Source organism: Streptomyces showdoensis (assembly GCF_039535475.1).
Taxonomy (GTDB): Bacteria; Actinomycetota; Actinomycetes; order Streptomycetales; family Streptomycetaceae; genus Streptomyces; species Streptomyces showdoensis.
In genome coordinates, this window is the sequence record NZ_BAAAXG010000026.1 from 2,307,434 (window position 1) to 2,329,719 (window position 22,286).

Here is a 22,286-nt window from a genome sequence, read left to right on the forward strand (position 1 = left end):
CCGACGGGACCTACGCCGTGCCGTCCGCCGACGATGGACTCTCACGCCGGCCTTGTGCGGCGGCGCAGCCTGGAAGGGCAAGAACCACTCGGAAAAGTCAGGGAAGCGCCATGAGTTCCGTAGCCCAGGACAGCAGAACGCAGGCCGGTCCGTCACCCGCCTCGTACGACACGGAGCAGTACCGCCCCGGCCGGCCCATCACGGACTGGGAGCCGGAGAACGAGCTGTTCTGGAAGTCGGTCGGCAAGAAGGTCGCCAACCGCAACCTGTGGATCGCGGTTCCGGCGCTGCTCGTGGCCTTCGTCGTCTGGCAGGTCTGGTCGGTCACCGCGACCAACCTGAAGGACGTCGGCTTCTCCTTCTCCACCTCCCAGCTGTTCTGGCTGACGGCCATCCCCGGTCTGACCGGCGGCACGGCCCGGATCTTCTACACCTTCCTCGGCCCGATGGTCGGCCAGCGGCGCTTCACCGCCCTGTCGACGGTGGTGCTGATCGTGCCGCTGATCTGGCTGGGCATCGCGATCCAGGACCCGTCGACCTCGTACGGCGTGATGGTCGCGATCGCCGCGCTCTGCGGCATCGGCGGCGCCAACTTCGCCTCCTCCCTCGCCAACATCGGCTTCTTCTTCCCCAAGGCGAAGAAGGGCAGCGCGACCGGCATCAACGGCGGCCTGGGCAACCTGGGCGTCTCGGTGGTCCAGCTGCTCACCCCGATCGTCATCACCTGGTCGACGATCGCCATCGGCTCCGCCCAGCACAAGGCGGACGGCACCCCGGTCTACCTGCAGAACGCGGCCTTCATCTGGGTGCCCGTGCTGCTGGTGCTGGCCGCCGTGGCCTGGTTCGGGCAGAACGACCTGAAGGTGGCCTCCACCCCCTTCAGCAAGCAGAAGGTCATCTTCAAGCGCAAGCACAACTGGCTGATGACCTGGCTCTACGTCGGCACCTTCGGCTCCTTCATCGGCTTCGCCGCGGCGCTCCCGATGCTGATCAAGACCACCTTCCCGGACTACTCGGTCGCCACCTACGCCTGGATGGGCCCGGCGGTCGGCGCCCTCGCCCGGTGGGCGGGCGGCTGGATCGCGGACAAGTGGGGCGGCGCGCGGGTGACGATCCTGTCCTTCGTGGGCATGGCGATCTCCATCATCGGCGTGATCAACTTCCTGCCCTCGGGCGGTGGCGGAGGCTCCTTCTACGGATTCTTCTTCTGCTTCCTCGCGGCCTTCCTCTTCTCCGGCATCGGCAACGGTTCGACCTTCCGGCAGATCCCGGTCATCTTCCGAGGCACCCACCTGAAGGGGCTGACGGAGGGCACCCCGGAATACGCCCGGGCCCTCAAGCAGGCGGAAATGGAGTCCGGTGCGGTCACCGGCTTCACCTCGGCCATCGCGGCCTACGGCTTCTTCTTCATCCCTGCCCTCTTCGGCTCGGTGGCCGTGACCAGCGCGATGTGGGGATTCGTCGCCTTCTACGCCAGCTGCACCGTCGTGACCTGGTGGTTCTACGCCCGCAAGGGCGCCGAGGCCCCCAGCTGACCGGCCCTGTCCCCGTCCGGAAAAGGCCCCGCCCAGGCGGGGCCTTCTCCCATTCCCGGAACGGGACCTAGGGCCATCGACTGGTGACCATTGCCGCCCCCTTTGATCGATCAAAGGGAGTGGAATGGAAGCAAGCAAAGAGGCTATGTCGAATGATCGAGAAGGCGGTGCGGGCAGTGACTGCGACCCCTGCTGAAGCGACGGTGAACGAGGGAGCCTGGAAGGGCTTCAAGGGCGGCCTCTGGCGCGACGCCATCGACGTCCGTGACTTCATCCAGCAGAACTACACGCCGTACGAGGGCGACGACTCCTTCCTCGCCGGCCCCACCGAGCGGACCACCGCCGTGTGGAAGGCCATCACGGACAAGTTCCCGGAGGAGCGCGCGAAGGGCGTCTACGACGTCTCGTACGACATCCCCTCCACCATCACCGCCCACGCCCCCGGCTACATCGACCGCGACAAGGACCTGATCGTCGGTCTCCAGACGGACGCGCCGCTCAAGCGCGCGATCATGCCGTACGGCGGCTGGCGCATGGTCGCCGGCGCCCTGGAGACCTACGGCTACCCGGTCTCCGCGGAGCTGGAGAAGGTCTTCACCGAGTACCGCAAGACCCACAACGCGGGTGTCTTCGACGCGTACACCCCCGAGATCCGCGCCGCCCGCAAGGCCGGCATCGTCACCGGACTCCCCGACGCCTACGGCCGCGGCCGCATCATCGGCGACTACCGGCGCGTGGCCCTCTACGGCGTCGACCGCCTCATCGCGGTGAAGAAGGAGGAGAAGGAGGAGCTCAACTCCCTCCCCGCCGGTCACCGTTCGCTCGAGGAGACCATCCGGCTGCGCGAGGAGCTCTCCGAGCAGATGCGCGCCCTCGGCGAGCTGAAGGCGATGGCCGCCTCCTACGGCTACGACATCTCCGGCCCCGCCACCACCGGCCGCGAGGCCATCCAGTGGCTGTACTTCGCCTACCTCGCCGCCGTGAAGGAGCAGAACGGCGCCGCGATGTCGCTGGGCCGCACCTCCACCTTCGTCGACGTCTACCTCCAGCGCGACCTCGAGGCCGGCCTCCTCACCGAGGAGCAGGCCCAGGAACTGGTCGACGACTTCATCATCAAGCTGCGCATCGTCCGCTTCCTGCGCACTCCCGAGTACGACGAGCTGTTCTCCGGCGACCCGACCTGGGTCACCGAGTCCATCGCCGGCATGGGCGAGGACGGGCGGCCGCTGGTCTCCAAGACCTCCTTCCGCTACCTCCAGACCCTCTACAACCTCGGCCCGGCCCCCGAGCCGAACATGACCGTCTTCTGGTCGCCGCAGCTCCCCCAGGGCTTCAAGGAGTTCTGCGCCAAGGTCTCCATCGACACCTCCTCCGTGCAGTACGAGTCGGACGAGCTGATGCGCCCGCGCTTCGGCGACGACACCGCCATCGCCTGCTGCGTCTCGGCGATGCCCGTCGGCAAGCAGATGCAGTTCTTCGGCGCCCGCGTGAACCTCGCCAAGACCCTCCTGTACGCGATCAACGGCGGCCGCGACGAGAAGTCCGGCGCCCAGGTCGGCCCCGAGACCGGCGCCATCACCTCGGACGTGCTCGACTACGACGAGGTCATGCGCAAGTTCGACGAGCAGATGGAGTGGCTGGCCGACGTCTACGTCCACGCCCTGAACGTCATCCACTACATGCACGACCGGTACGCCTACGAGCGCATCGAGATGGCCCTCCACGACCGCGACGTGCGCCGCACGATGGCCTGCGGCATCGCCGGCCTCTCGGTCGCCGCCGACTCGCTGGCCGCCGTGAAGTACGCCAAGGTCACCCCGGTGCGCGATGAGACCGGCCTGGCCACCGACTACACGATCGAGGGCGAGTTCCCCGCCTACGGCAACAACGACGAGCGCGTCGACGAGATCGCCGTGTGGCTGGTCGAGGAGTTCATGAAGAAGGTGCGCAAGCACCCGACCTACCGGAACGCCGAACACACCCAGTCCGTCCTGACCATCACCTCCAACGTCGTCTACGGCAAGAAGACCGGCAACACCCCCGACGGGCGCCGCGCCGGTGAGCCGTTCTCCCCTGGCGCCAACCCGATGAACGGCCGCGACACCCACGGCTACGTGGCCTCGGCCCTGTCGGTCGCCAAGCTCCCGTACGAGGACGCCGAGGACGGCATCTCGCTGACCAACACCGTCACCCCGGACGGCCTGGGCCGCACCCCCGAGGAGCGGATCAAGAACCTCGCCGGTGTCCTCGACGGCTACATGGCCAGCGACGGCTTCCACATGAACGTCAACGTCCTCAACCGGGACGTCCTGATGGACGCGATGGAGCACCCGGAGAACTACCCGCAGCTCACCATCCGGGTCTCCGGATACGCGGTGAACTTCGTCCGGCTGACCCGTGAGCAGCAGCTCGACGTCCTGAACCGCACCTTCCACGGGTCCCTGTGACCACGGGGCCGGCCCTCACCGGCCGGCCCCCCAAGACCCGCGCGGCCCCGGGGCCCGATTCCTCGACCCTCACCCGGGCCCCGGAGCCGCGCGCGACACCCGCCCCGAGGACGCCACCGCCCCCGTCGACGGCACCGCCCCTTCCCGCACCACCGCTTCCACCTCTTCCGCACCACCTCTTCCGCACCACCTCTTCCATCCGCCCGGACAGGAGGCCCTGCCATGGCCGTGCTCCTCGGCTCGGACATTCCGACCCTTCCCATCACCCCGGCCGCCGCGGCGACCCAGCGGCCCTCCGAGGGGTCCGTGCACTCCTGGGACCTGTCCACCGGCGTCGACGGCCCCGGCACCCGCTTCGTCACCTTCCTCTCCGGCTGCCCCCTGACCTGCCTCTACTGCCACAACCCCGACACGTGGCGGATGCGCAACGGCAAGCGCACCTCGGCCGACGACGTGATCGCGGAAGCGGGCAAGTACACCCGCTTCATCTCCGCGTCCGGCGGCGGGGCCACCGTCTCGGGCGGCGAACCGCTGCTCCAGCCCGTCTTCACCGGCGAGCTGCTGCACCGGATGAAGCACGAGCTCGGGCTGCACACCGCCCTGGACACCTCGGGCTTCCTGGGCGTGCGCGCGACCGACGCCCTGCTGCGCGACACCGACCTGGTCCTTCTCGACATCAAGTCCTGGGACCCGGACACGTACCAGAAGGTGACCGGCCGGCCGCTGCGGCCGACCCTGGACTTCGCCCGGCGCCTCGCCGACCTCGGCCAGGAGGTCCACGTCCGCTTCGTGCTCGTCCCGGGGCTGACCGACGACCCCGCCAACGTGGAGGGAGTCGCCGCCTTCGCCGCCGGTCTCGGCAACGTCTCCCGCGTGGACATCCTCCCCTTCCACAAGCTCGGCGAAGCGAAGTGGCAGGCACTCGCCAAGCCCTTCACCCTCCACGACACGCCCTCCCCGACTTCGGAGCAGGTCACCGCCGTGCGTGAGGTCTTCCGGTCCCACGGCTTGTACGCCGTCTGACAATCTGACAAGCCGGGCGGCACGCTCACCCACCTGCGCGGGAAAACAGGACAAAGCTAAATCATTCGCCCTACGGTGACCGCGTGACCGAGCCACCGCAGGCCCCCGCCGAGCCACCGCAGGCCCCCACCGGGACGCCGCCCGCCGCCGCCGACCCGCCGCCGCAGACCCCCGCCCAGGTACGCCGCCGCGCGAGCCTCGCGGGGGTCGTCGTCTCCCTCCTGCTGATCCTCGCGATCGTCCTCGGCAGCCGGCTGTTGCGCGACTTCGACTCGGCCCTCCTGCCCTATGCGGTGGCGACCGTCTTCCTCGCCTTCGGCGTCGCCTACCGCTACACCGTGTGGGTCTCCGCCCCCGGCGCCCGGCGTCTGTTCAAGCAGGGCTGGCGCGCCTTCTTCTCCGCCGAGAACTTCCGCAGGGCACCCACCGCCCTGCCCCGGATGATCGCCACCTACCTCGGCTTCCAGAAGTTCCTCGGCGCCCGCTCGCACGCCCGCTGGGCCGCCCACCAGCTGATCTTCTGGGGCTGCGTGCTCGCCGCCCTGATCACCTTCCCGCTGACCTGGGGCTGGTTCACCTTCACCTCCTCGACCGGCTCGGGCCCCGGCTACGAGATGCGGATCTGGGGCTTCAAGGTCCTCGGCTTCAACGCGCTGAACGCCGTCGGCTGGCTGATGTTCCACGGCCTGGACATCGCCGCCGTCCTCGTCATCCCCGGCGCCTCCTACTTCCTCTGGCGCCGGATGAAGGACCGCGGGGCCATCACCGGCCAGCGCTTCGCCTACGACCTGGTCCCGCTGATCGCCCTCATCGTGATCTCGGTGACCGGCCTGCTGCTCACCTTCTCCTCGATCTTCCTGCACGGCGGCGGCTACGAGTTCCTGGCGATCCTGCACATGGTGTCGGTGGTCTTCACCCTGATCTACATCCCGTTCGGGAAGTTCTTCCACATCGTGCAGCGGCCGGCCGCGGTCGGCATGCAGCTCTTCAAGTACACCGCGCGCCGCAAGGACGGGACCGGCGCCGTCCCGGGGGCCGCCGTCCCGGGGGCCGCCGCCGCGGCGGCAGCCGCCGACGAGGGGCTCCTCGCCTGCCGCCGCTGCGGAGAGCCCATCGACACCGCCCCCTACGTCGAGAACCTCCAGGGCACCATGCGCGACCTCCGGCTCGACTTCGACGAATGGGCCGAGTACTGCCCCCGCTGCAAGCGCGTCCTGCGCGGCAACGCCTACCTCACCCACGTCAAGAAGGGCTTCAAGTGACGCACGCGCAGGCCGGGCAGCCGCTGCCGCTCGACCCCTCGGTCGCCCCGCCCGGCACGCGGAACTTCCGCGACGCCGGAGGCATCCCCGCCGACCGCTGGCACGCCGACCAGAACGGGGAGACCCTCGTCCCCACCCACTGCTGCTTCTGCGGCGTGCAGTGCGGCATGTACCTGCGGGTCGACCAGGCGGGCAAGGTCTTCGGCGTCGAACCCCGCAACCACGACATCAACCGGATGCGGCTCTGTCCCAAGGGCATCAACGCCTACCAGCAGGTCAACCACCCCGACCGGCTCACCTCCCCGCTCATGCGGAGCAACCGCGACGAGCCCTTCCGCGAGGTCAGCTGGGAGGAGGCCCTCGACTTCACCGTCTCCGAGGTCCGCCGCATCCAGGGCGAGTACGGCAACGACGCCTTCGGTCTGCTCGGCGGCGCCAGCCTCTTCTCCGAGAAGACCTATCTGGTCGGCAAGTTCGCCCGGGTCGCCCTGAAGACCCGGCACGTCGACTACAACGGGCGCCTGTGCATGGTCTCCGCCGCCGGCGCCAACAAACTCGCCTTCGGCATCGACCGGGCCGGCAACCCCTTCTCCGACATCCTCCTCACCGACTGCCTGCTGATCGCCGGCTCCAACGTCGGCGAATGCTTCCCCGTCATGACCCAGTACCTCTGGGGCGCCCGGGACCGGGGCGCCACCCTGATCGTCGTCGACCCGCGCGAGACCCCCATCGCCCGCACCGCCGACCTGCACGTCGCCCTCAAGCCCGGCACCGACTCCGCCTTCTTCAACTCCGTCCTCCACGTCGTCGTCGCCGAAGGCCTCACCGACGAGGCCTACCTCGCCGCCCACACCACCGGCTGGGAGGAGGTGAAGAAGACCGTCGCCGACTATCCGCCCGCCCGCGCCGCCGAGATCTGCGGCGTCCCCGAGGAACAGATCGTCCAGGTCGCCCGCATGTTCGCCGGCGTCGACAAGGCCATGGCCTGGCACGCCCGCGGCGTCGAACACCACTCCCAGGGCGTCGAGAACTGCCTGTCGATCATCAACCTGTGCGTCGCCACCGGGAACATCGGCCGCCCCGGCGCCGGCTACGGCACCATCACCGGCCAGGGCAACGGCCAGGGCGGTCGCGAACACGGCCAGAAGTCCGACCTCCTGCCCGGCGGCCGCTCCATCGCCAACCCCGAACACCGCCGTCAGATCTGCGAGATCTGGGGCATCGACGAGGCCGAGCTGCCGCCCGCCGGAACCTCCATGATGGAGATGGTCTGGCAGATGCAGCGCCGCGAGATCCGCGGCCTCATCGGCATCTGCAACAACCCCTTCGTCTCCCTCCCGAACTACGCCACGGTGAAGGACGGGTACGACACCGCCGAGTTCCACGCCCAGTTCGACTTCTTCCTCTCCGAGACCGCGGCCAACGCCCACGTCGTCTTCCCCGTCACCGTCTGGGCCGAGGACGAGGGCGTCATGGCCAACGCCGAGGCCCGGGTGGTCAAGCACAACAAGGCCCAGGAACCACCCGCCGGCGTCCGCACCGACACCTGGGTCATCTGCGAACTCGCCAGACGCCTCGGCGCCGCCGACAAGTTCGACTTCCCCGACTCCCGCTCCGTCTTCGAGGAGCTGCGCATCGCCTCCGCCGGAACGGTCAACGACTACTACGGCATCACCTACGAGCGGCTGGAGGAGACCGGCGGCATCGCCTGGCCCTGCCCGGACACCGAGCACCCCGGCACCCCCCGCCTCTTCGAGGACGGCCGGACCTACCACCCCGACGGCAAGGTCCACCTGCAGGTCGTCGAATGGCACCCGCCCATGGACCCGTACAGCGAGGAATTCCCCCTCTCCCTGACGACCGGGCGCACCGTCGCCCACTTCCTCTCCGGCAACCAGACCCGCCGCCTGGGCGCCCTCGTCGAGCAGACCCCCCGCCCCTGGGTCGAGGTGCACCCCTCCCTCGGCTTCCGCAACGGCGACCCGGTCCGCGTCGTCACCCGACGCGGCAGCGAGGTCTTCCCCGCCCTGGTCACCGAGGCCATCCGCCCCGACACCGTCTTCGTCCCGTACCACTGGCCCGTGCCCACGGCCGCCAACGCGCTGACCATCGACGCGCTCGACCCCCGCTCCAAGATCCCCGAGTACAAGGTCTGCGCCGCCCGCGTCGAGCCGGCCGAACGGATCGACGAGGTCCCCGCGCCGCCCACCGCCCCCGGCCAGGTCGCCTACCCGGAGACCCAGGTCTCCCGCGCCGACCCCCTGCCCCCCACGGCCCCCCAGGGCCGTGGCACCTCGGAGAGGAGCTGACGCCGCACATGATGGGCCGCACCATCTTCATCGACCCGGGCCGCTGCATCGGCTGCCAGGCCTGTGTCTCCGCCTGCCGCGAATGCGACTCGCACCGCGGCAAGTCGATGATCCACCTCGACTACCCCGACGAGGGGCGCTCCGTCGCCTCCCTCCCCACCGTCTGCATGCACTGCGAGGACCCCGTCGCCCCGTGCGCCGAGGTCTGCCCCGCCGACGCCATCCTGGTCACCGCCGACGGCGTCGTGCAGCAGGCCGACACCAGCCGCTGCATCGGCTGCGCCAACTGCGTCAACGCCTGCCCCTTCGGCGTACCGAAGATCGACCTCCAGGCGAAGCTCCAGATGAAGTGCAACCTCTGCTACGACCGCACCGCCTACGGCCTCGCCCCCATGTGCGCCACCGTCTGCCCCACCGGCGCCCTCTTCTACGGCACCCTCGACGAGCTCCGTGCCGAACGCCCCGGCGTCCAGGTCGCCGACTCCTTCACCTTCGGCGCCACCACCGTCTCCACCGGCGTGGCGATGGTCGTCCCCGCCGACAAGGTCCAATGGCCGGTCCCCGGCGGTCTGCCCATCGTCGAAGTCAACGGAGTGGACGTCCGATGAGCCTCACCGAACAGCCCTCCGACAGCGGCGCCGAAGCACCCGACGCCGCCCAGGCCGCCCTGCGCGACCGTGTCTCCGCCGACTCCCTCACCACCCGCCGCGACTACCTGCGGATCGTCGCCACCGTCTCCGGCGGCCTGGCCGTCGGCGGCATCGGCGTCGCCTCCGGCATCCTGCACCGGCACGGCGACAGCGACGGAGCCCCGCAGCCCAAGAAGATCGCCGACGAGATCCCGCCCGGCGAGTCCATCGCCTTCCGCTACCCGGAAGAGGAGGACCGGGCCGTCGCCGTCCGCCTGGAGGACGGCACCCTCGCCGGCTACTCCGCCGTCTGCACCCACCTGGCCTGTGCGGTCCTCTGGCGCAAGGACCGGGGGAGCGAGGGCGAGCTGTACTGCCCCTGCCACGAGGGGATCTTCGACGCCCGCACCGGAGAGGTGACCGCGGGCCCGCCGCCCCGGCCGCTGCCGAAGGTCCTCCTGGTCGAGGACGCCGACGGCAGCGTCTGGGCCGTGGGCACCACCCGCTCCGGCGAGAGCGCCCAGGAGGGCCTCTGCCGCCAGCTCGGCGACAGCCGCCCCGACCTCGCAGGCCGCCTCGGCTGCCCGGGCGCCGGAAACGGCAGCCCGCTCGGCAGCACCCTGGAGAGGAGCCGCCGGACATGACCGACACCCCGTTCCCCAAGGACCCGGCCGCCCCGGGCCACCGGCCCGAGCCCCCGCAGGACCTCCCGCCCCGGCCCGCCTACACCCCCGGCAGCGCCCAGCCGCGCCTCAACCGCCCGGTCCACGAGCGCTACCCCCAGATCCGCCCCACCAGCGGCTACGGCGACCCCCGGATCCGGAACACCGGTCCGGGCCCGGGTGCCGGGACCGAGCAGGAGCCGGAACGCTCCTCCAGGCTCACCGCCCGCCTGGTGCTGGCCCTCACCGTCGTCGTGGGCCAGCTGTGGGGACTGACGATCGTGGTCGACGAGTGGATGGCCGGTAACACCGGGACCGCCTGGTGGGGGGCGGGCTTCCTGGTCCTGTCGTTCCTCGTCGTCCTCGGCCTGTGGCTCCTCGACCCGAAGGACCGCTGACGCAGCCACCGGCCGGCCGCTGAGCGCCGCGGATCCGGCGGGGACGCCCGGTACGGGGAGGTGATCCCGGCGTACCCTGAAGACATGAGCACCGCCCCCGCCCCCGGACCGCGAGCAGCGAAGCAGTCCGACTCCCGACCCGATCCCCAACCCAGGCCGGCACTGATCTTCGACGATCCGCTGGACCAGCAGTCCGCGGACGACACGGACCGAGGATGGGGCGAGCGGCCTCCGGCCGGCGGCGACAGCGCCGCCGACCTCGCGCGCTTCCTCGACGAGAAGCCGCCGCACCACCTCTGACGCCGACGCGAGCCGCCGGTCAGGAGGTGGGGTGCGCCCCGGTGCCCGCGCCGGAGGACGGACCCCGCTGGGCGACCAGGGTGTCGCGGATCTCCTTGAGGACCTCCAGCTCGCTGACCTCCAGGGTCTCCTGGACGCCTTCCTTCGCCTTGTCGTGCGCGGCACGCTTGGCCAGCACCTTGGCCATGGGCAGCACCATCAGGAAGTAGACGACGGCCGCGGTGATGATGAAGCTGAGGATGGCGCTGAGGACCAGGCCCCACTCCAGCTGGATGCCCTGCATCTCGCCGTTCACGATCTTGCAGGGAGCCTTGAGGCAGGACTTGTAGCTCTCCAGGTCCTTGGTGCCGAACGCGCCGACGATCGGGTTGATGATGCCCTTCACCACCGAGTTCACGATGTTGGTGAACGCGGCACCGATGACGACCGCCACGGCCAGGTCGATGACATTGCCCCGCATGAGGAAGGCCTTGAAGCCCTCCAGCACGCTTTCCTTCTTCGCGCTCACCGTGGTGCCCTTCGTCTCGTGTGCAGTGTGCGGAGCCATTACGCCGCGAGCGACGCAGAGGCGTCCAATCCGTACACACGGGACGGTGACTTGACAGGCCGTCAGTGCGAATCAGCACAGCGTCACCGCCAGTTGGGACGTCATGCCCGCACCGGCGAGCGCCACCGCCGTCGGCCGTGGAACGGACAGGACGACCAACGCCCCACCGTCCGAACGAGTCTCACCCGGGCCGGGTACTTCGGCCACTCGGACGCCCGAGGCGACCACTCGCGCCTCGCTTCCCCCGCTGCCTCCGCCGACCCCGACCGTCGTCATGCCGGGCGCGGCGATCACGTCCACCCGGTCGCCGGGCCTGAGCAGTCGGACGGTCTCCGCGTCGGCGATCCGCACCGGGGCCGACACCAGCGGAACGGCCGGCGGCCGGTGCCGCTCCTGCGCCGCGGGCCGGGGCTGCGGCTGGGCCACCAGGTCGTCGGCCCCGGCCACGCCGGCGGCGGCGAGCGTGGCGGCCGTCACCGCCAGAACCGCGGCGGGAGCACGCCGCCTGCGCCGCAGCGCCCGACGCAGCCGGAGCCTGCCGCCGCGCACGCGCAGCGGATCGAACGGTGGGACACCGCAGGGCGCGGGCACCGAGGTGCGGGTGTGGGGGAAGCAGGAGTCCGAGGTCATCGCGGATACCGCCCGTCGTGAGGTGAGCCGTCCGCCGGACCGTCCGGCGAACCGCACTCACCATCCCGCTCTCGCCGTGATCCCGCTCCGGCCTGTGGACAGCCGGCCCGTTGTGGACAACTTCCTCACCCCCGCGAGCGATTGCCGTCCTGCGGCGGCGTCCGCGACGCTTGAGTCCGTCCGGTCCTCACGGCGCCTTCCTCACCCCGCCGCGAGATCAGGGCAGTTCGATCCCGAGGTCCCACCCGTCGTGGGCCCGGGTGCACAGGCAGTCCCGGTCGGTCGTCGCGGGGAGCGCGGCCACCGCGTCGAAGAGCACATCGCGCAGCCGGCCCACGTTCTCGCCGAACACCCGCAGTACCTCGGAGTGCGAGACGCCGTCCCCCGTCTCCGCGCCCGCGTCCAGATCCGTCACCAGTGCGAAGGAGGTGTAGCAGAGTCCCAGTTCCCGTGCGAGGACGGCCTCGGGATGGCCGGTCATGCCGACCACCGACCACCCCGCGGCCGCGTGCCACCGCGACTCGGCGCGGGTGGAGAAGCGCGGCCCCTCGACGACGACCATCGTGCCGCCGTCGACGGGTTCCCAGCCCTGACCTCGGGCGGCCTTCAGGGCGACCCTGCGTCCGTCGGGGCAGTAGGGGTCGGCGAAGCTGACGTGGACCACGTTCGGGACGGCCCCGTCCGGGCGTGGCTCCCCGTCGAAGAAGGTCTGTGCGCGGGTCTTCGTCCGGTCGACCAGCTGGTCGGGCACGACGAGGGTGCCGGGGCCGTGCTCCTCGCGCAGGCCGCCCACCGCGCAGGGCCCGAGGACCTGCCGGACGCCGACCGAGCGCAGGGCCCAGAGGTTGGCGCGGTAGTTGATCCGGTGCGGCGGCACGCTGTGGCCGCGGCCGTGCCGGGGGAGGAAGGCGACCCGTCGTCCGGCGAGCTCGCCGAGGAAGAGGGAGTCGCTGGGGCTGCCGTACGGGGTGTCGACCGGCACCTCGGTCACATCGTCCAGGAAGGAGTAGAACCCGGAGCCGCCGATCACGCCGATGTCCGCGAACACGTCGCTCGTCATGGCGGTCACCCTAGCCGCCCGGAGAACGCGAAATGCCCTGCCGACGGAATCGGCAGGGCAGCGCGGGAAAGGTGGATCAGGCCGCCGAGGTGGAGCTCGACGAGGCCGCCGGCTTCGAGTCCGAGGAGGACGAAGACGAGGACGCGGGGGTCGACGACGAAGACGACGAAGTGGAGGACGACGACGAAGAGGACTTCGACGAGGCCGGCGAGCTGCTGGACGACGCGCCGCGGCTGTCGTTCCGATAGAAGCCGGAGCCCTTGAACACGATGCCGACTGCCGAGAACACCTTCTTCAGGCGTCCCTTGCAGTTCGGGCACTCGGTCAGAGCGTCATCCGTGAACTTCTGCACCGCCTCGAGGCCCTCGCCGCACTCGGTGCACTGGTACTGGTAGGTCGGCACTTGTCTTCCTCCTGGCACTCACACTCATCGAGTGCTAACGACGATCCATAGTGACGTATTCCGCCGGTTCAGTCCACCGTCACGGGAACTCGGTGACCGATGCCACGCGCGGCGACGCGGACCTGCGCGCGCGGCTGAAGCCGCGAGCGCAGGGCGAGCAGGGTGGCGAGGGCGAGCACGGTGCCCGCCATCGGCACCAGGAAACCGGTGCTCGCGCCATGGGCGTCGGCCAGGCGGCCGGCGACGGTGACGGCGGCGGCCTGGCCCAGCGCCACGGCGCCGGTGAGCCAGGTGAAGGCCTCGGTGCGGGAGGTGGCGGGGACCAGGGTCTCGACGATCGTGTAGCCGGTGATCAGCGCCGGGGCGATGCACAGACCCACGACCAGGCCGAGGGCGCCCAGCAGCAGGACGGAGTGCGTGGTCCACAGGAGGGAGGCGGCGATGGTGAGGCCGACGTAGCCGAGGATCAGCCGGCGGCGCGGGCCGATCTTCCAGGCGACGGCGCCCATGGCGATGCCGGCGAGCATGTTGCCGGCGGCGAAGATGCCGTACAGCAGACCGTTGGCGCCGGGGTTGCCGATCTCCTGGCTGAAGGCGGTCAGCGAGACCTGCATGCCGCCGAAGACCGAGCCGATGCCCAGGAAGGCGATGGCGAGGACCCGGACGCCGGGGATGGACAGGGCCGAGCGGTGCGGCTCGCCGTCCGTCAGGCCGGCGGCGGTCAGGCCGAAGGCGGGCTGGGTGCTGCGCTGGGCGGCGAAGAACAGGCCGCCGACCAGGGTGAGGGCGGCCTCGGCGATCAGGCCGGCGGCCGGGTGCACGCCGGTGCACAGGGCGGTGGCGAGGACCGGGCCGACGACGAAGGTGAACTCGTCGGTGACCGATTCGAAGGCCGCCGCGGTCGGCATCAGCGGCTTGCCGTCCAGCTTGGCGGCCCAGCGGGCCCGGACCATGGGGCCGACCTGCGGCACCGAGGCGCCGGCGGGGACGGCCGCGAGGAACAGGGCCCACATCGGGGCGCCGGCCAGGGCCAGCACGACGAGGAGGGAGACCGAGGCGGCGTGGACGAGCACGCCGGGGATGAGAACGGCCCGCTGGCCGAAGCGGTCGGCCAGCTTGCCGGTCTGCGGGGCGAACATGGCCATCGAGACGCCGGTGACGGCGGCGACGGCGCCGGCGCTGCCGTAGGAGCCGGTGGTGTGCTGGACGAGCAGCACGATGCCGATGGTCAGCATCGCGAAGGGCTGCCGGGCGGCGAAGCCGGGCAGGAGGAAGGAGAGAGCTCCAGGGGTGCGCAGCAGCTGGCCGTAACCGGGCCGCTTCTCGGAGACCGTGGACGCCACGGTCCATGCCTTTCTGCCGCCTGGTAGCGGGCCCGTGCACGGTGGTGCGGGTATCGCCGAGAGCTGTCCTCATGCGCGGAACTGCGGTAGATACCGGGCCCCACACGGAGGGCAGCGGCCGCCATACGGTCGCGCCAGCTCTGCGTCAGGCAGAGTTGGTTCGATCAAGTGTGCCTTCATGGTACAGGGAAGGGCGTCTTCCCGCCTGGGAAAACGCCCCCGCACCTGAATTAATGCCTGCGATTAACCGGATGTTCGCCGGAAGGGGTTCGGAAGGGATCCCCGGTGGCGTTCGGTGGCGGCGACGGCGGTGGCGCCGCCGGTGCCGAGCCAGCCGGCCAGCTTGCCGCCCTGGCCGACCGCGCGCAGCCGGCGCTCGGTGGCGTCCCGTACCGGGTCGGTGGCGACGACGAGGAGCTCGTCGCCGCGCCGCAGCACGGTGGCGGGGCCGGGCACGAAGCTCGCGTCCTCCCGGACGACCAGGGTGACGGCCGCCCCGGCGGGCAGCCGGAGCTCGGCGACCTCGACGCCGTGCATCTTGGACTTCTCCGGGATGGCGACCGAGAGCAGGTGGCCGCGCAGCCGCTCCAGGGGGGCGGACTCGACGCCGAGGTCGGCGGCCTCGGCCGAGTCGCCCAGTTTGAGGGCCTTGGCCAGCCAGGGCAGGGTCGGGCCCTGGACCAGGGTGTAGACGACGACCAGCACGAAGACGATGTTGAAGATCCGCTCGCTGCCCTCGATCCCGGAGACCATCGGGATGGTGGCGAGAATGATCGGCACGGCTCCGCGCAGGCCGGCCCAGGACATCAGGGCCTGCTCCTGCCAGGGGATGCGGAACGGAAGGAGGCTGACGAAGACCTCCATGGGGCGGGCGACCATGGTGAGGACGAGGCCGATGACGACGGCCGGCCAGAAGTCGTTGCCGAGCTCGTGCGGGGTGACGAGCAGGCCGAGCAGGACGAACATGCCGATCTGGGCGATCCAGCCGAGGCCCTCGGCGAAGCCGCGGTTGGCCGGGGCGTGCGGCAGCTTGGCGTTGCCGAGCACCATCGAGGCCAGGTAGACGGCGAGGAAGCCGGAGCCGTGGGCCATGGCGCCGGCGGCGTAGGCGACGACGGCGATGGCCATGACGGCGATCGGGTAGAGGCCGGAGGCGGGCAGTGCGACGTGGCGCAGTCCGTAGGCGCCGAGGAAGCCGACGGTGAGGCCGACGGCGACGCCGATGGCGAGCTCCAGGGCGATCTCGGCGACGAGCAGGTACCAGGCGTCCACGGGGCCGACGGTGGAGAAGGCGACGACGAGGATGACTACGGGGGCGTCGTTGAAGCCGGACTCGGCCTCCAGGACGCCGGTGACCCGGGAGGGCAGGGGCACCTTGCGGAGCACGGAGAAGACGGCGGCGGCGTCGGTCGAGGAGACGACGGCGCCGATGATGAGGGCCTGCTGCCACTCCAGGCCGACGAGGTAGTGCGCGGCCGAGGCCGTGATGCCCACGCTCACCGCGACGCCGACGGTCGACAGTACGACCGCCGCGGGCAACGCGGGTTTGATCTCCTTCCACTTGGTGCCCAGGCCACCCTCGGCCAGGATCACCACGAGTGCGGCGTAGCCGATCACCTGGGTCAGTTCGGCGTTGTCGAAGGCGACGTTGCCGATGCCGTCCTGCCCTATGGCGACCCCGATCCCGAGATAGAGCAGCAGGCTGGGGAGCCCGCTCCGGGAGGAGATCCGCACCGCCGCGACAGCGATGAGCAGTACGAGCGAGCAGATGAGCAGGAGTTCGTTGAGCTGGTGGACAGTCAGTGGCCGATCCTTCCCCTCACGTGCAGCTGGATCGTTCCTCCAGCGCCGGTTACTTCGTTACCTTACCTAATCTTTAACGTTTTCTTGACGCCTCCTTGGTGTTACATCGCACAACCGTGCGTATAAGTACGGTTCTCTTCCTGACTCCGCGTCCGGGCCCTCCGGACGCTGCGCCTAAGGTTGCTCCCGTACTCCAGGACCACCCTGCCCCTCGAAGGACAGCGATGCCCTCCAACACGACCGCGCCCCCCGCCAAGAAGAAGGGGCGGCGTGCCCGCCTGATCGTCCTCGTCCTGGTCCTCGCTCTGGTCGCGGGCATCGGGTACGGGGCGTACTGGGGCGTCAGCACCGTCCGGGGCTCGTTCCCGCAGACCACCGGCACCCTCCGGATCGACAAGCTCTCCGGACCGGTCGAGGTGAAGCGCGACGCCTACGGCGTTCCGCAGATCTACGCCGACAGCGAGGCCGACCTCTTCCGCGCCCAGGGCTACGTCCAGGCCCAGGACCGCTTCTACGAGATGGACGTCCGCCGTCACATGACGGCCGGCCGCCTCTCCGAGATGTTCGGCAAGAGCCAGGTCGACACCGACGCCTTCCTCCGCACGCTCGGCTGGCGGCAGGTCGCGCAGCAGGAGTACGACAAGGTGCTGTCGGCGGACACCAAGAAGAACCTCCAGGCCTATGCCGAGGGCGTCAACGCCTATCTCAAGGACCGGGACCCGTCGGACATCTCCGTCGAGTACGCGGCCCTGGCCTTCACCAACGACTACACGATCGAGCCGTGGAGCCCGGTCGACTCGGTGGCCTGGCTCAAGGCGATGGCCTGGGACCTGCGCGGCAACATGCAGGACGAGATCGACCGTTCGCTGATGGCCGGCCGGCTCAGCTCGCAGCAGATCAAGGACCTCTACCCGGGCTACCCGTACGAGCTCCACCAGCCGATCGTGCCGAAGGGCGCTGTCGACAAGATCACCGGCAAGTTCGACCCCAAGGCCGAGGCCCACGAGGACGGGAGCGGCAGCGGCGCCGACGCGCTCGGCGGCACCCAGACGCAGCTCGCCAGGCTCTCCGACGCCCTCGACGAGATCCCCGCGCTGATCGGCCCCAACGGCAACGGCATCGGCTCGAACTCCTGGGTCGTCTCCGGGAAGTACACGACCTCCGGCAAGCCGCTGCTCGCCAACGACCCGCACCTCGCGCCGATGCTGCCGTCCCTCTGGTACCAGATGGGCCTGCACTGCCGCTCCGTCTCGGCGACCTGCCGCTACGACGTGGCCGGCTACAGCTTCTCCGGCACCCCCGGCGTGATCATCGGCCACAACGACTCCATCGCCTGGGGCTTCACCAACCTCGGGGCCGACGTCACCGACCTCTACCTGGAGAAGGTCGGCGAGCAGGGCTACGTCGTCGACGGGAAGACCAAGCCGTTCCGGACCCGCGAGGAGACCATCAAGGTCGCCGGCGGCGGCGACCGCACCATCACGGTCCGCTCCACCGAACACGGCCCGCTGGTCTCCGACCGCTCCACCGAGCTGGAGAAGGTCGGCCAGAAGGCCCCCGTCGGCAACGCCGCCCCCGACCGCGGCACCGGTTACGGGGTCGCGCTGAGCTGGACCGCGCTCCAGCCCGGCAAGTCGATGGACGCCGTCTTCGAGCTCAACCGCGCCAAGGACTTCAAGGGCTTCCGCGCCGCGGCCAAGGACTTCGAGGTCCCGTCCCAGAACATGATCTACGCCGACACCGAGGGCCACATCGGCTACCAGTCGCCCGGCAAGATCCCGGTCCGCGCCAAGGGCGACGGCACCCTGCCCGCGCCCGGCTGGGACTCCTCGTACGGCTGGAAGGGCTACATCCCCTTCGCCGAGCTGCCCTACGAGTACGACCCGGCGCGCGGCTACGTCGTGACCGCCAACCAGGCCGTCATCGACGAGAAGAAGTACCCCTACCTCCTCACCAAGGACTGGGGCTACGGCTCGCGCAGCCAGCGGATCAACGACCTCATCGAGTCGAAGATCAAGGACGGCGGCAAGATCTCGCCGGACGACATGCAGACCATGCAGATGGACAACCGCAGCGAGATCGCGACCCTGCTCAACCCGCTGCTGCTGAAGATCGACGTCGCCGACCCGCAGGTCCGTGAGGCGCAGAAGCTGCTGGAGGGCTGGGACTACACCCAGGAGCCCGACTCCGCCGCCGCCGCGTACTTCAACGCGGTCTGGCGCAACGTCCTCAAGCTGGCCTTCGGCGACAAGCTGCCCAAGGAGCTGCGCGTCGAGGGCGAGTGCATCAACGTGCGCCGGGCCGACGCCACCAGCCCGGTCGACGAGCAGAACAAGCTGGTCCGCGAGTGCGGCGAGCGCGATGCCGACTCGGCGCAGCCGGACGGCGGCGACCGCTGGTACGAGGTGGTCCGCCCGCTGCTCAAGCAGGAGAAGAACGACTGGTGGAAGACGCCGGGCGACCGGCTCAACGCCCCCACCGAGACCCGTGACCAGCTGCTCGCGCAGGCCATGAAGGACGCCCGCTGGGAGCTCACCGCCAAGCTGGGCAAGGACGTCTCGACCTGGAGCTGGGGCCGCCTGCACCAGCTCACGCTGAAGAACCAGACGCTCGGCACCGCGGGCCCCGGCTTCGTGCAGTCGCTGCTGAACCGAGGCCCGTGGAACCTGGGCGGCGGCGAGGCGGCCGTCGACGCCACCGGCTGGAACGCGGCCGGCGGCTACGAGGTGATCTGGGTCCCGTCGATGCGGATGGTCGTCAACGTCGGCGACTGGGACAGGTCCCGCTGGATCAACCTCACCGGCGCCTCCGGCCACGCGTTCAACAGCCACTACACGGATCAGACCGACAAGTGGGTGAAGGGCGAGCTGCTCGACTGGGCCTACGGGAAGGCGGCGGTCGACTCCGCCACCAAGGACACCCTGACGCTCCAGCCGTAAGCCGTGGTCCGCCCTTCGGGGCGGATCAGGGCGCGAAGCGCCGGACCCCCTCCGGGGTCACCACCGCGTGCACGGGGTGGTCGTGCGGTTCCTCCGGGACCCGCGTGACCACCTCGTTCGCGTAGAGGAGCACGACGAGGGCCGGATGCGCCCCCGCCCGCGCGAGCCGGGCGAGGACCCGGTCGTACGAGCCGCCGCCCCGCCCCAGCCGCATGCCGCGCGCGTCGACGGCGAGCCCCGGCAGGAGCACGGCGTCCGCCGCGCACACGGCCTCGGGCCCGAGGCGCTCGCCGACCGGTTCGAGCAGCCCGCGGCCGGCCCTGGCGAGCCGCTCGGCGCCCTCGTAGACGGCCCAGTCGAGGTCGTTGTCGGGCAGGAGCACCGGCAGCAGGACCCGTACGCCCCGCTCGCGCAGCGCGTCGAGCAGCGCGCGCGTGCCGGGCTCGCGCCCCACCGAGACGTACGCGGCGACGGTCCCCGCCCCGGCGAGCTCGGCGAGCTCCAGCGCGGACCCCGCGAGGAGCCCGGCGGCCCGCGCGGTGTCCTCGGGCGTCAACTCGGCTCGGGCGCCGAGGAGTGCGCGGCGCAAGACGGTCTTCTCGGACAGTTCCGTACCCGGATCCTGGCTCAACGCGGCTCGAATTCCTCTTGTATCGGGTGGTAGCGGTACGAGCTTAAGAAAGCTCACGGGAGGCTCATCTTCCTCCCATACCGAACGGCTATGGTGCAGCGCATGACTCAGACGCCGTCACTCACCAAGGCTGTCATCCCGGCCGCCGGTCTCGGCACCCGGTTCCTCCCGGCGACCAAGGCGACGCCCAAGGAGATGCTTCCGGTCGTGGACAAACCGGCGATCCAGTACGTCGTCGAGGAGGCCGTCGCGGCCGGACTCTCGGACGTCCTGATGATCACGGGCCGCAACAAGCGGCCCCTGGAGGACCACTTCGACCGGAACTACGAGCTGGAGGAGGCGCTGTCCCGCAAGGGGGACGAGCAACGCCTCGCGAAGGTCCAGGAGTCCAGCGATCTGGCGACCATGCACTACGTGCGCCAGGGCGACCCGCGCGGTCTCGGCCACGCCGTGCTGTGCGCGGCCCCGCACGTGGGCGACGAGCCGTTCGCCGTCCTGCTCGGCGACGACCTGATCGACCCGCGGGACCCGCTCCTCGCGCGCATGGTCGAGGTACGCGAGCGCTTCGGCGGCAGCGTCGTCGCGCTGATGGAGGTCGAGCCCTCCCAGATCCACCTCTACGGCTGCGCGGCGGTCGGCCCGACCGGCGAGTCGGACGTGGTCAAGGTGACCGGCCTGGTGGAGAAGCCGCTCCCGACGGAGGCGCCCAGCAACTACGCGGTCATCGGCCGCTACGTCCTCGACCCCGCCGTCTTCGCGATACTGCGGGAGACCGAGCCGGGCCGCGGCGGCGAGATCCAGCTCACCGACGCCCTCCAGAAGCTGGTCCAGGACGAGCGGGCCGGCGGCCCGGTGCACGGCGTGGTCTTCAAGGGCCGGCGCTACGACACCGGGGATCGTGGGGACTATCTGCGTGCCATTGTCAGACTGGCGTGCGAACGTGAAGATCTGGGGCCGGACTTCCGGACCTGGCTCCGCAGATACGTCAGCGAGGAGATGTAGCACCGTGAGCAGCAGTACGGCACCGTCGGACCACGGCCCGTCCGACCCCTGCGCCGGCCCCGCCCGCGGCCTGTGGTCCGTCGACGAGCACCTCGCCGACGTCCTGGCGGCGGTCGCCCCGCTCGAACCCATCGAGCTGCAACTGCCCGAGGCCCAGGGCTGCGTCCTGGTCGAGGACGTCACGGTGCCGGTCGCGCTGCCGCCCTTCGACAACAGCTCCATGGACGGGTACGCGGTCCGGGTCGCCGACGTGGCCGGGGCGAGCGAGGAGTTCCCCGCCGTCCTCACCGTCGTCGGCGACGTCGCCGCCGGCGCGGACGGCCTGCCCGAGGTCGGCCCGGGACAGGCCGCCCGGATCATGACCGGCGCCCCGCTGCCGCCCGGCGCCGAGGCCGTCGTCCCGGTCGAGTGGACCGACGGCGGTACGGGCGGGGGAGCGGCCGGTTCGATGCGCCCCGCGAGCGCCGCCCCGGAGGGCGCGGCCGGCGAGGTCCGCGTGCACCGCGCGGCCGAGGCCCGCGCCCATGTCCGGGAGCGCGGCAGTGACGTCCGGGCCGGTGAGCTGGCCCTCGCGGCGGGCACCGTCCTCGGGCCGCCGCAGATCGGCCTGCTCGCGGCGATCGGCCGGGGCACCGTGCGGGTGCGGCCCCGCCCGCGCGTGGTCGTGCTCTCCACCGGCAGCGAACTGGCGCAGCCCGGCGAGCCGTTGGCCGAGGGGCAGATCTACGACTCCAACAGCTTCGCCCTGGCCGCCGCCGCGCGCGACGCCGGAGCGCTCGCCTTCCGCGTCCCCGCGGTGGCGGACGACGCCGAGTCGCTGCGGGCCGCGATCGAGGACCAGCTGATCCGGGCCGACCTGATCGTCACCACCGGCGGGGTCAGCGTGGGGGCGTACGACGTCGTGAAGGAGGCGCTCACGGCGGACGGCGAGGTCGACTTCCGCAAGCTGGCCATGCAGCCGGGCAAGCCGCAGGGCTTCGGCATGATCGGCCCGGACCACATCCCGCTGCTCGCCCTGCCGGGCAACCCGGTCTCCTCGTACGTGTCGTTCGAGCTGTTCGTGCGGCCCGCGATCCGCGCCCTGATGGGCCTCGCCGACCGGCCCGACACCGCGCGGCCCACGGTCCGGGCGGAGCTCAAGGCGGACCGGGCGCTCTCCTCTCCGGCCGGGCGCCGCCAGTTCCTGCGCGGGACGTACGACGCGGGCTCGGGCAGCGTCACCCCCGTGGGCGGAGCCGGCTCGCACCTGATCGGCGCGCTGGCGCACGCGGACGCGCTGCTCGTCGTACCGGAGGAGGTGACGGCCGTCGAGCCCGGCACCGAGCTGGACGTGGTCCTCCTCGGCTGAGGAGGCCCAGGTGGG

The 22,286-nt window shown here is 70.8% G+C and carries 19 protein-coding genes; 12 read left to right on the plus strand and 7 right to left on the minus strand.

Going from position 1 to position 22,286, the window contains the following annotated elements; all coding sequences use genetic code 11:
• Positions 1-110: 110 nt before the first annotated feature.
• From ABD981_RS23580 to ABD981_RS23620, 9 genes are all read left to right on the plus strand, one after another.
• The gene (locus tag ABD981_RS23580) at positions 111-1,535 is read left to right on the plus strand and encodes an MFS transporter (protein WP_240495162.1); all 1,425 of its coding nucleotides are present in this window, start codon (positions 111-113) and stop codon (positions 1,533-1,535) included.
• A 152-nt stretch (positions 1,536-1,687) separates the two neighbouring features.
• On the plus strand, positions 1,688-3,982 hold the full coding sequence (gene pflB / locus ABD981_RS23585; protein ID WP_046906898.1) for a formate C-acetyltransferase: 2,295 nt from the start codon (positions 1,688-1,690) through the stop codon (positions 3,980-3,982).
• Between the two features lie 222 nt (positions 3,983-4,204).
• Positions 4,205-5,005, plus strand: a complete 801-nt coding sequence (gene pflA, locus ABD981_RS23590; RefSeq protein WP_046906899.1) for a pyruvate formate-lyase-activating protein — start codon at positions 4,205-4,207, stop codon at positions 5,003-5,005.
• Positions 5,006-5,088: 83 nt separating this feature from the next.
• Entirely contained in the window at positions 5,089-6,267 is a 1,179-nt protein-coding gene (locus ABD981_RS23595; protein ID WP_046906900.1) for a hypothetical protein, read from the plus strand.
• The gene (locus ABD981_RS23600; protein ID WP_046906901.1) at positions 6,264-8,576 is read left to right on the plus strand and encodes a molybdopterin oxidoreductase family protein; all 2,313 of its coding nucleotides are present in this window, start codon (positions 6,264-6,266) and stop codon (positions 8,574-8,576) included. Before ABD981_RS23595 ends, ABD981_RS23600 begins: the two co-directional genes overlap by 4 nt.
• An 8-nt stretch (positions 8,577-8,584) precedes the next feature.
• The gene (locus tag ABD981_RS23605) at positions 8,585-9,184 is read left to right on the plus strand and encodes a 4Fe-4S dicluster domain-containing protein (protein WP_046906902.1); all 600 of its coding nucleotides are present in this window, start codon (positions 8,585-8,587) and stop codon (positions 9,182-9,184) included.
• The gene (locus ABD981_RS23610) at positions 9,181-9,849 is read left to right on the plus strand and encodes a QcrA and Rieske domain-containing protein (RefSeq protein ID WP_046906903.1); all 669 of its coding nucleotides are present in this window, start codon (positions 9,181-9,183) and stop codon (positions 9,847-9,849) included. The genes ABD981_RS23605 and ABD981_RS23610 overlap by 4 nt, the downstream gene beginning before the upstream one ends.
• Positions 9,846-10,265 carry a hypothetical protein gene (locus ABD981_RS23615; RefSeq protein ID WP_046906904.1) on the plus strand — a complete coding sequence of 140 codons (420 nt, stop codon included), beginning with the start codon at positions 9,846-9,848 and terminating at the stop codon, positions 10,263-10,265. The genes ABD981_RS23610 and ABD981_RS23615 overlap by 4 nt, the downstream gene beginning before the upstream one ends.
• A gap of 84 nt (positions 10,266-10,349) precedes the next feature.
• Positions 10,350-10,565 carry a hypothetical protein gene (locus ABD981_RS23620; RefSeq protein ID WP_046906905.1) on the plus strand — a complete coding sequence of 72 codons (216 nt, stop codon included), beginning with the start codon at positions 10,350-10,352 and terminating at the stop codon, positions 10,563-10,565.
• A gap of 19 nt (positions 10,566-10,584) precedes the next feature.
• Here ABD981_RS23620 and mscL read toward each other — a convergent pair whose 3' ends face one another.
• The 6 genes from mscL to ABD981_RS23650 form a co-directional block, all read right to left on the minus strand.
• Positions 10,585-11,073, minus strand: a complete 489-nt coding sequence (gene mscL / locus ABD981_RS23625; RefSeq protein WP_046906906.1) for a large conductance mechanosensitive channel protein MscL — start codon at positions 11,071-11,073, stop codon at positions 10,585-10,587.
• Positions 11,074-11,184: 111 nt separating this feature from the next.
• On the minus strand, positions 11,185-11,742 hold the full coding sequence (locus tag ABD981_RS23630) for a hypothetical protein (RefSeq protein WP_046906907.1): 558 nt from the start codon (positions 11,740-11,742) through the stop codon (positions 11,185-11,187).
• 217 nt (positions 11,743-11,959) lie between these two features.
• Positions 11,960-12,802, minus strand: coding sequence for an S-methyl-5'-thioadenosine phosphorylase (locus tag ABD981_RS23635; RefSeq protein WP_046906908.1), 843 nt, complete (start codon positions 12,800-12,802; stop codon positions 11,960-11,962).
• Between the two features lie 76 nt (positions 12,803-12,878).
• Entirely contained in the window at positions 12,879-13,205 is a 327-nt protein-coding gene (locus tag ABD981_RS23640; RefSeq protein ID WP_046906909.1) for an FmdB family zinc ribbon protein, read from the minus strand.
• Between the two features lie 68 nt (positions 13,206-13,273).
• Positions 13,274-14,548, minus strand: coding sequence for an MFS transporter (locus ABD981_RS23645; RefSeq protein WP_046906910.1), 1,275 nt, complete (start codon positions 14,546-14,548; stop codon positions 13,274-13,276).
• 243 nt (positions 14,549-14,791) lie between these two features.
• The gene (locus ABD981_RS23650; RefSeq protein WP_123954343.1) at positions 14,792-16,351 is read right to left on the minus strand and encodes a potassium/proton antiporter; all 1,560 of its coding nucleotides are present in this window, start codon (positions 16,349-16,351) and stop codon (positions 14,792-14,794) included.
• 224 nt (positions 16,352-16,575) lie between these two features.
• Between ABD981_RS23650 and ABD981_RS23655 the strand changes: the two genes are divergently transcribed.
• Positions 16,576-19,290 carry a penicillin acylase family protein gene (locus ABD981_RS23655; RefSeq protein ID WP_046906912.1) on the plus strand — a complete coding sequence of 905 codons (2,715 nt, stop codon included), beginning with the start codon at positions 16,576-16,578 and terminating at the stop codon, positions 19,288-19,290.
• Positions 19,291-19,315: 25 nt separating this feature from the next.
• On the opposite strand, the gene ABD981_RS23660 is transcribed toward ABD981_RS23655, so the two are convergent.
• Positions 19,316-19,897 carry a 5-formyltetrahydrofolate cyclo-ligase gene (locus tag ABD981_RS23660; RefSeq protein ID WP_123954353.1) on the minus strand — a complete coding sequence of 194 codons (582 nt, stop codon included), beginning with the start codon at positions 19,895-19,897 and terminating at the stop codon, positions 19,316-19,318.
• Positions 19,898-20,023: 126 nt separating this feature from the next.
• Here ABD981_RS23660 and galU point away from each other — a divergent pair, with 126 nt between their 5' ends.
• Together galU and glp are read left to right on the plus strand one after the other, a co-directional pair.
• Positions 20,024-20,923 (plus strand): UTP--glucose-1-phosphate uridylyltransferase GalU, encoded by a 900-nt coding sequence (gene galU / locus ABD981_RS23665; RefSeq protein ID WP_046906986.1) that lies wholly within the window; start codon positions 20,024-20,026, stop codon positions 20,921-20,923.
• Positions 20,924-20,927: 4 nt separating this feature from the next.
• On the plus strand, positions 20,928-22,271 hold the full coding sequence (glp, locus tag ABD981_RS23670) for a molybdotransferase-like divisome protein Glp (RefSeq protein WP_046906914.1): 1,344 nt from the start codon (positions 20,928-20,930) through the stop codon (positions 22,269-22,271).
• The last annotated feature ends 15 nt before the right edge of the window (positions 22,272-22,286 follow it).

What these genes read in the sequence shown, in the direction of transcription:
- ABD981_RS23580 (WP_240495162.1), top strand. Translation starts at nt 111, where the DNA reads ATGAGTTCCGTAGCCCAGGACAGCAGAACGCAGGCCGGTCCGTCACCC.
- pflB (WP_046906898.1), top strand. Translation starts at nt 1,688, where the DNA reads ATGATCGAGAAGGCGGTGCGGGCAGTGACTGCGACCCCTGCTGAAGCG.
- pflA (WP_046906899.1), top strand. Translation starts at nt 4,205, where the DNA reads ATGGCCGTGCTCCTCGGCTCGGACATTCCGACCCTTCCCATCACCCCG.
- ABD981_RS23605 (WP_046906902.1), top strand. Translation starts at nt 8,585, where the DNA reads ATGATGGGCCGCACCATCTTCATCGACCCGGGCCGCTGCATCGGCTGC.
- ABD981_RS23610 (WP_046906903.1), top strand. Translation starts at nt 9,181, where the DNA reads ATGAGCCTCACCGAACAGCCCTCCGACAGCGGCGCCGAAGCACCCGAC.
- ABD981_RS23615 (WP_046906904.1), top strand. Translation starts at nt 9,846, where the DNA reads ATGACCGACACCCCGTTCCCCAAGGACCCGGCCGCCCCGGGCCACCGG.
- ABD981_RS23620 (WP_046906905.1), top strand. Translation starts at nt 10,350, where the DNA reads ATGAGCACCGCCCCCGCCCCCGGACCGCGAGCAGCGAAGCAGTCCGAC.
- ABD981_RS23630 (WP_046906907.1), bottom strand. Translation starts at nt 11,742, where the DNA reads ATGACCTCGGACTCCTGCTTCCCCCACACCCGCACCTCGGTGCCCGCG.
- ABD981_RS23635 (WP_046906908.1), bottom strand. Translation starts at nt 12,802, where the DNA reads ATGACGAGCGACGTGTTCGCGGACATCGGCGTGATCGGCGGCTCCGGG.
- ABD981_RS23655 (WP_046906912.1), top strand. Translation starts at nt 16,576, where the DNA reads ATGCCCTCCAACACGACCGCGCCCCCCGCCAAGAAGAAGGGGCGGCGT.
- galU (WP_046906986.1), top strand. Translation starts at nt 20,024, where the DNA reads ATGACTCAGACGCCGTCACTCACCAAGGCTGTCATCCCGGCCGCCGGT.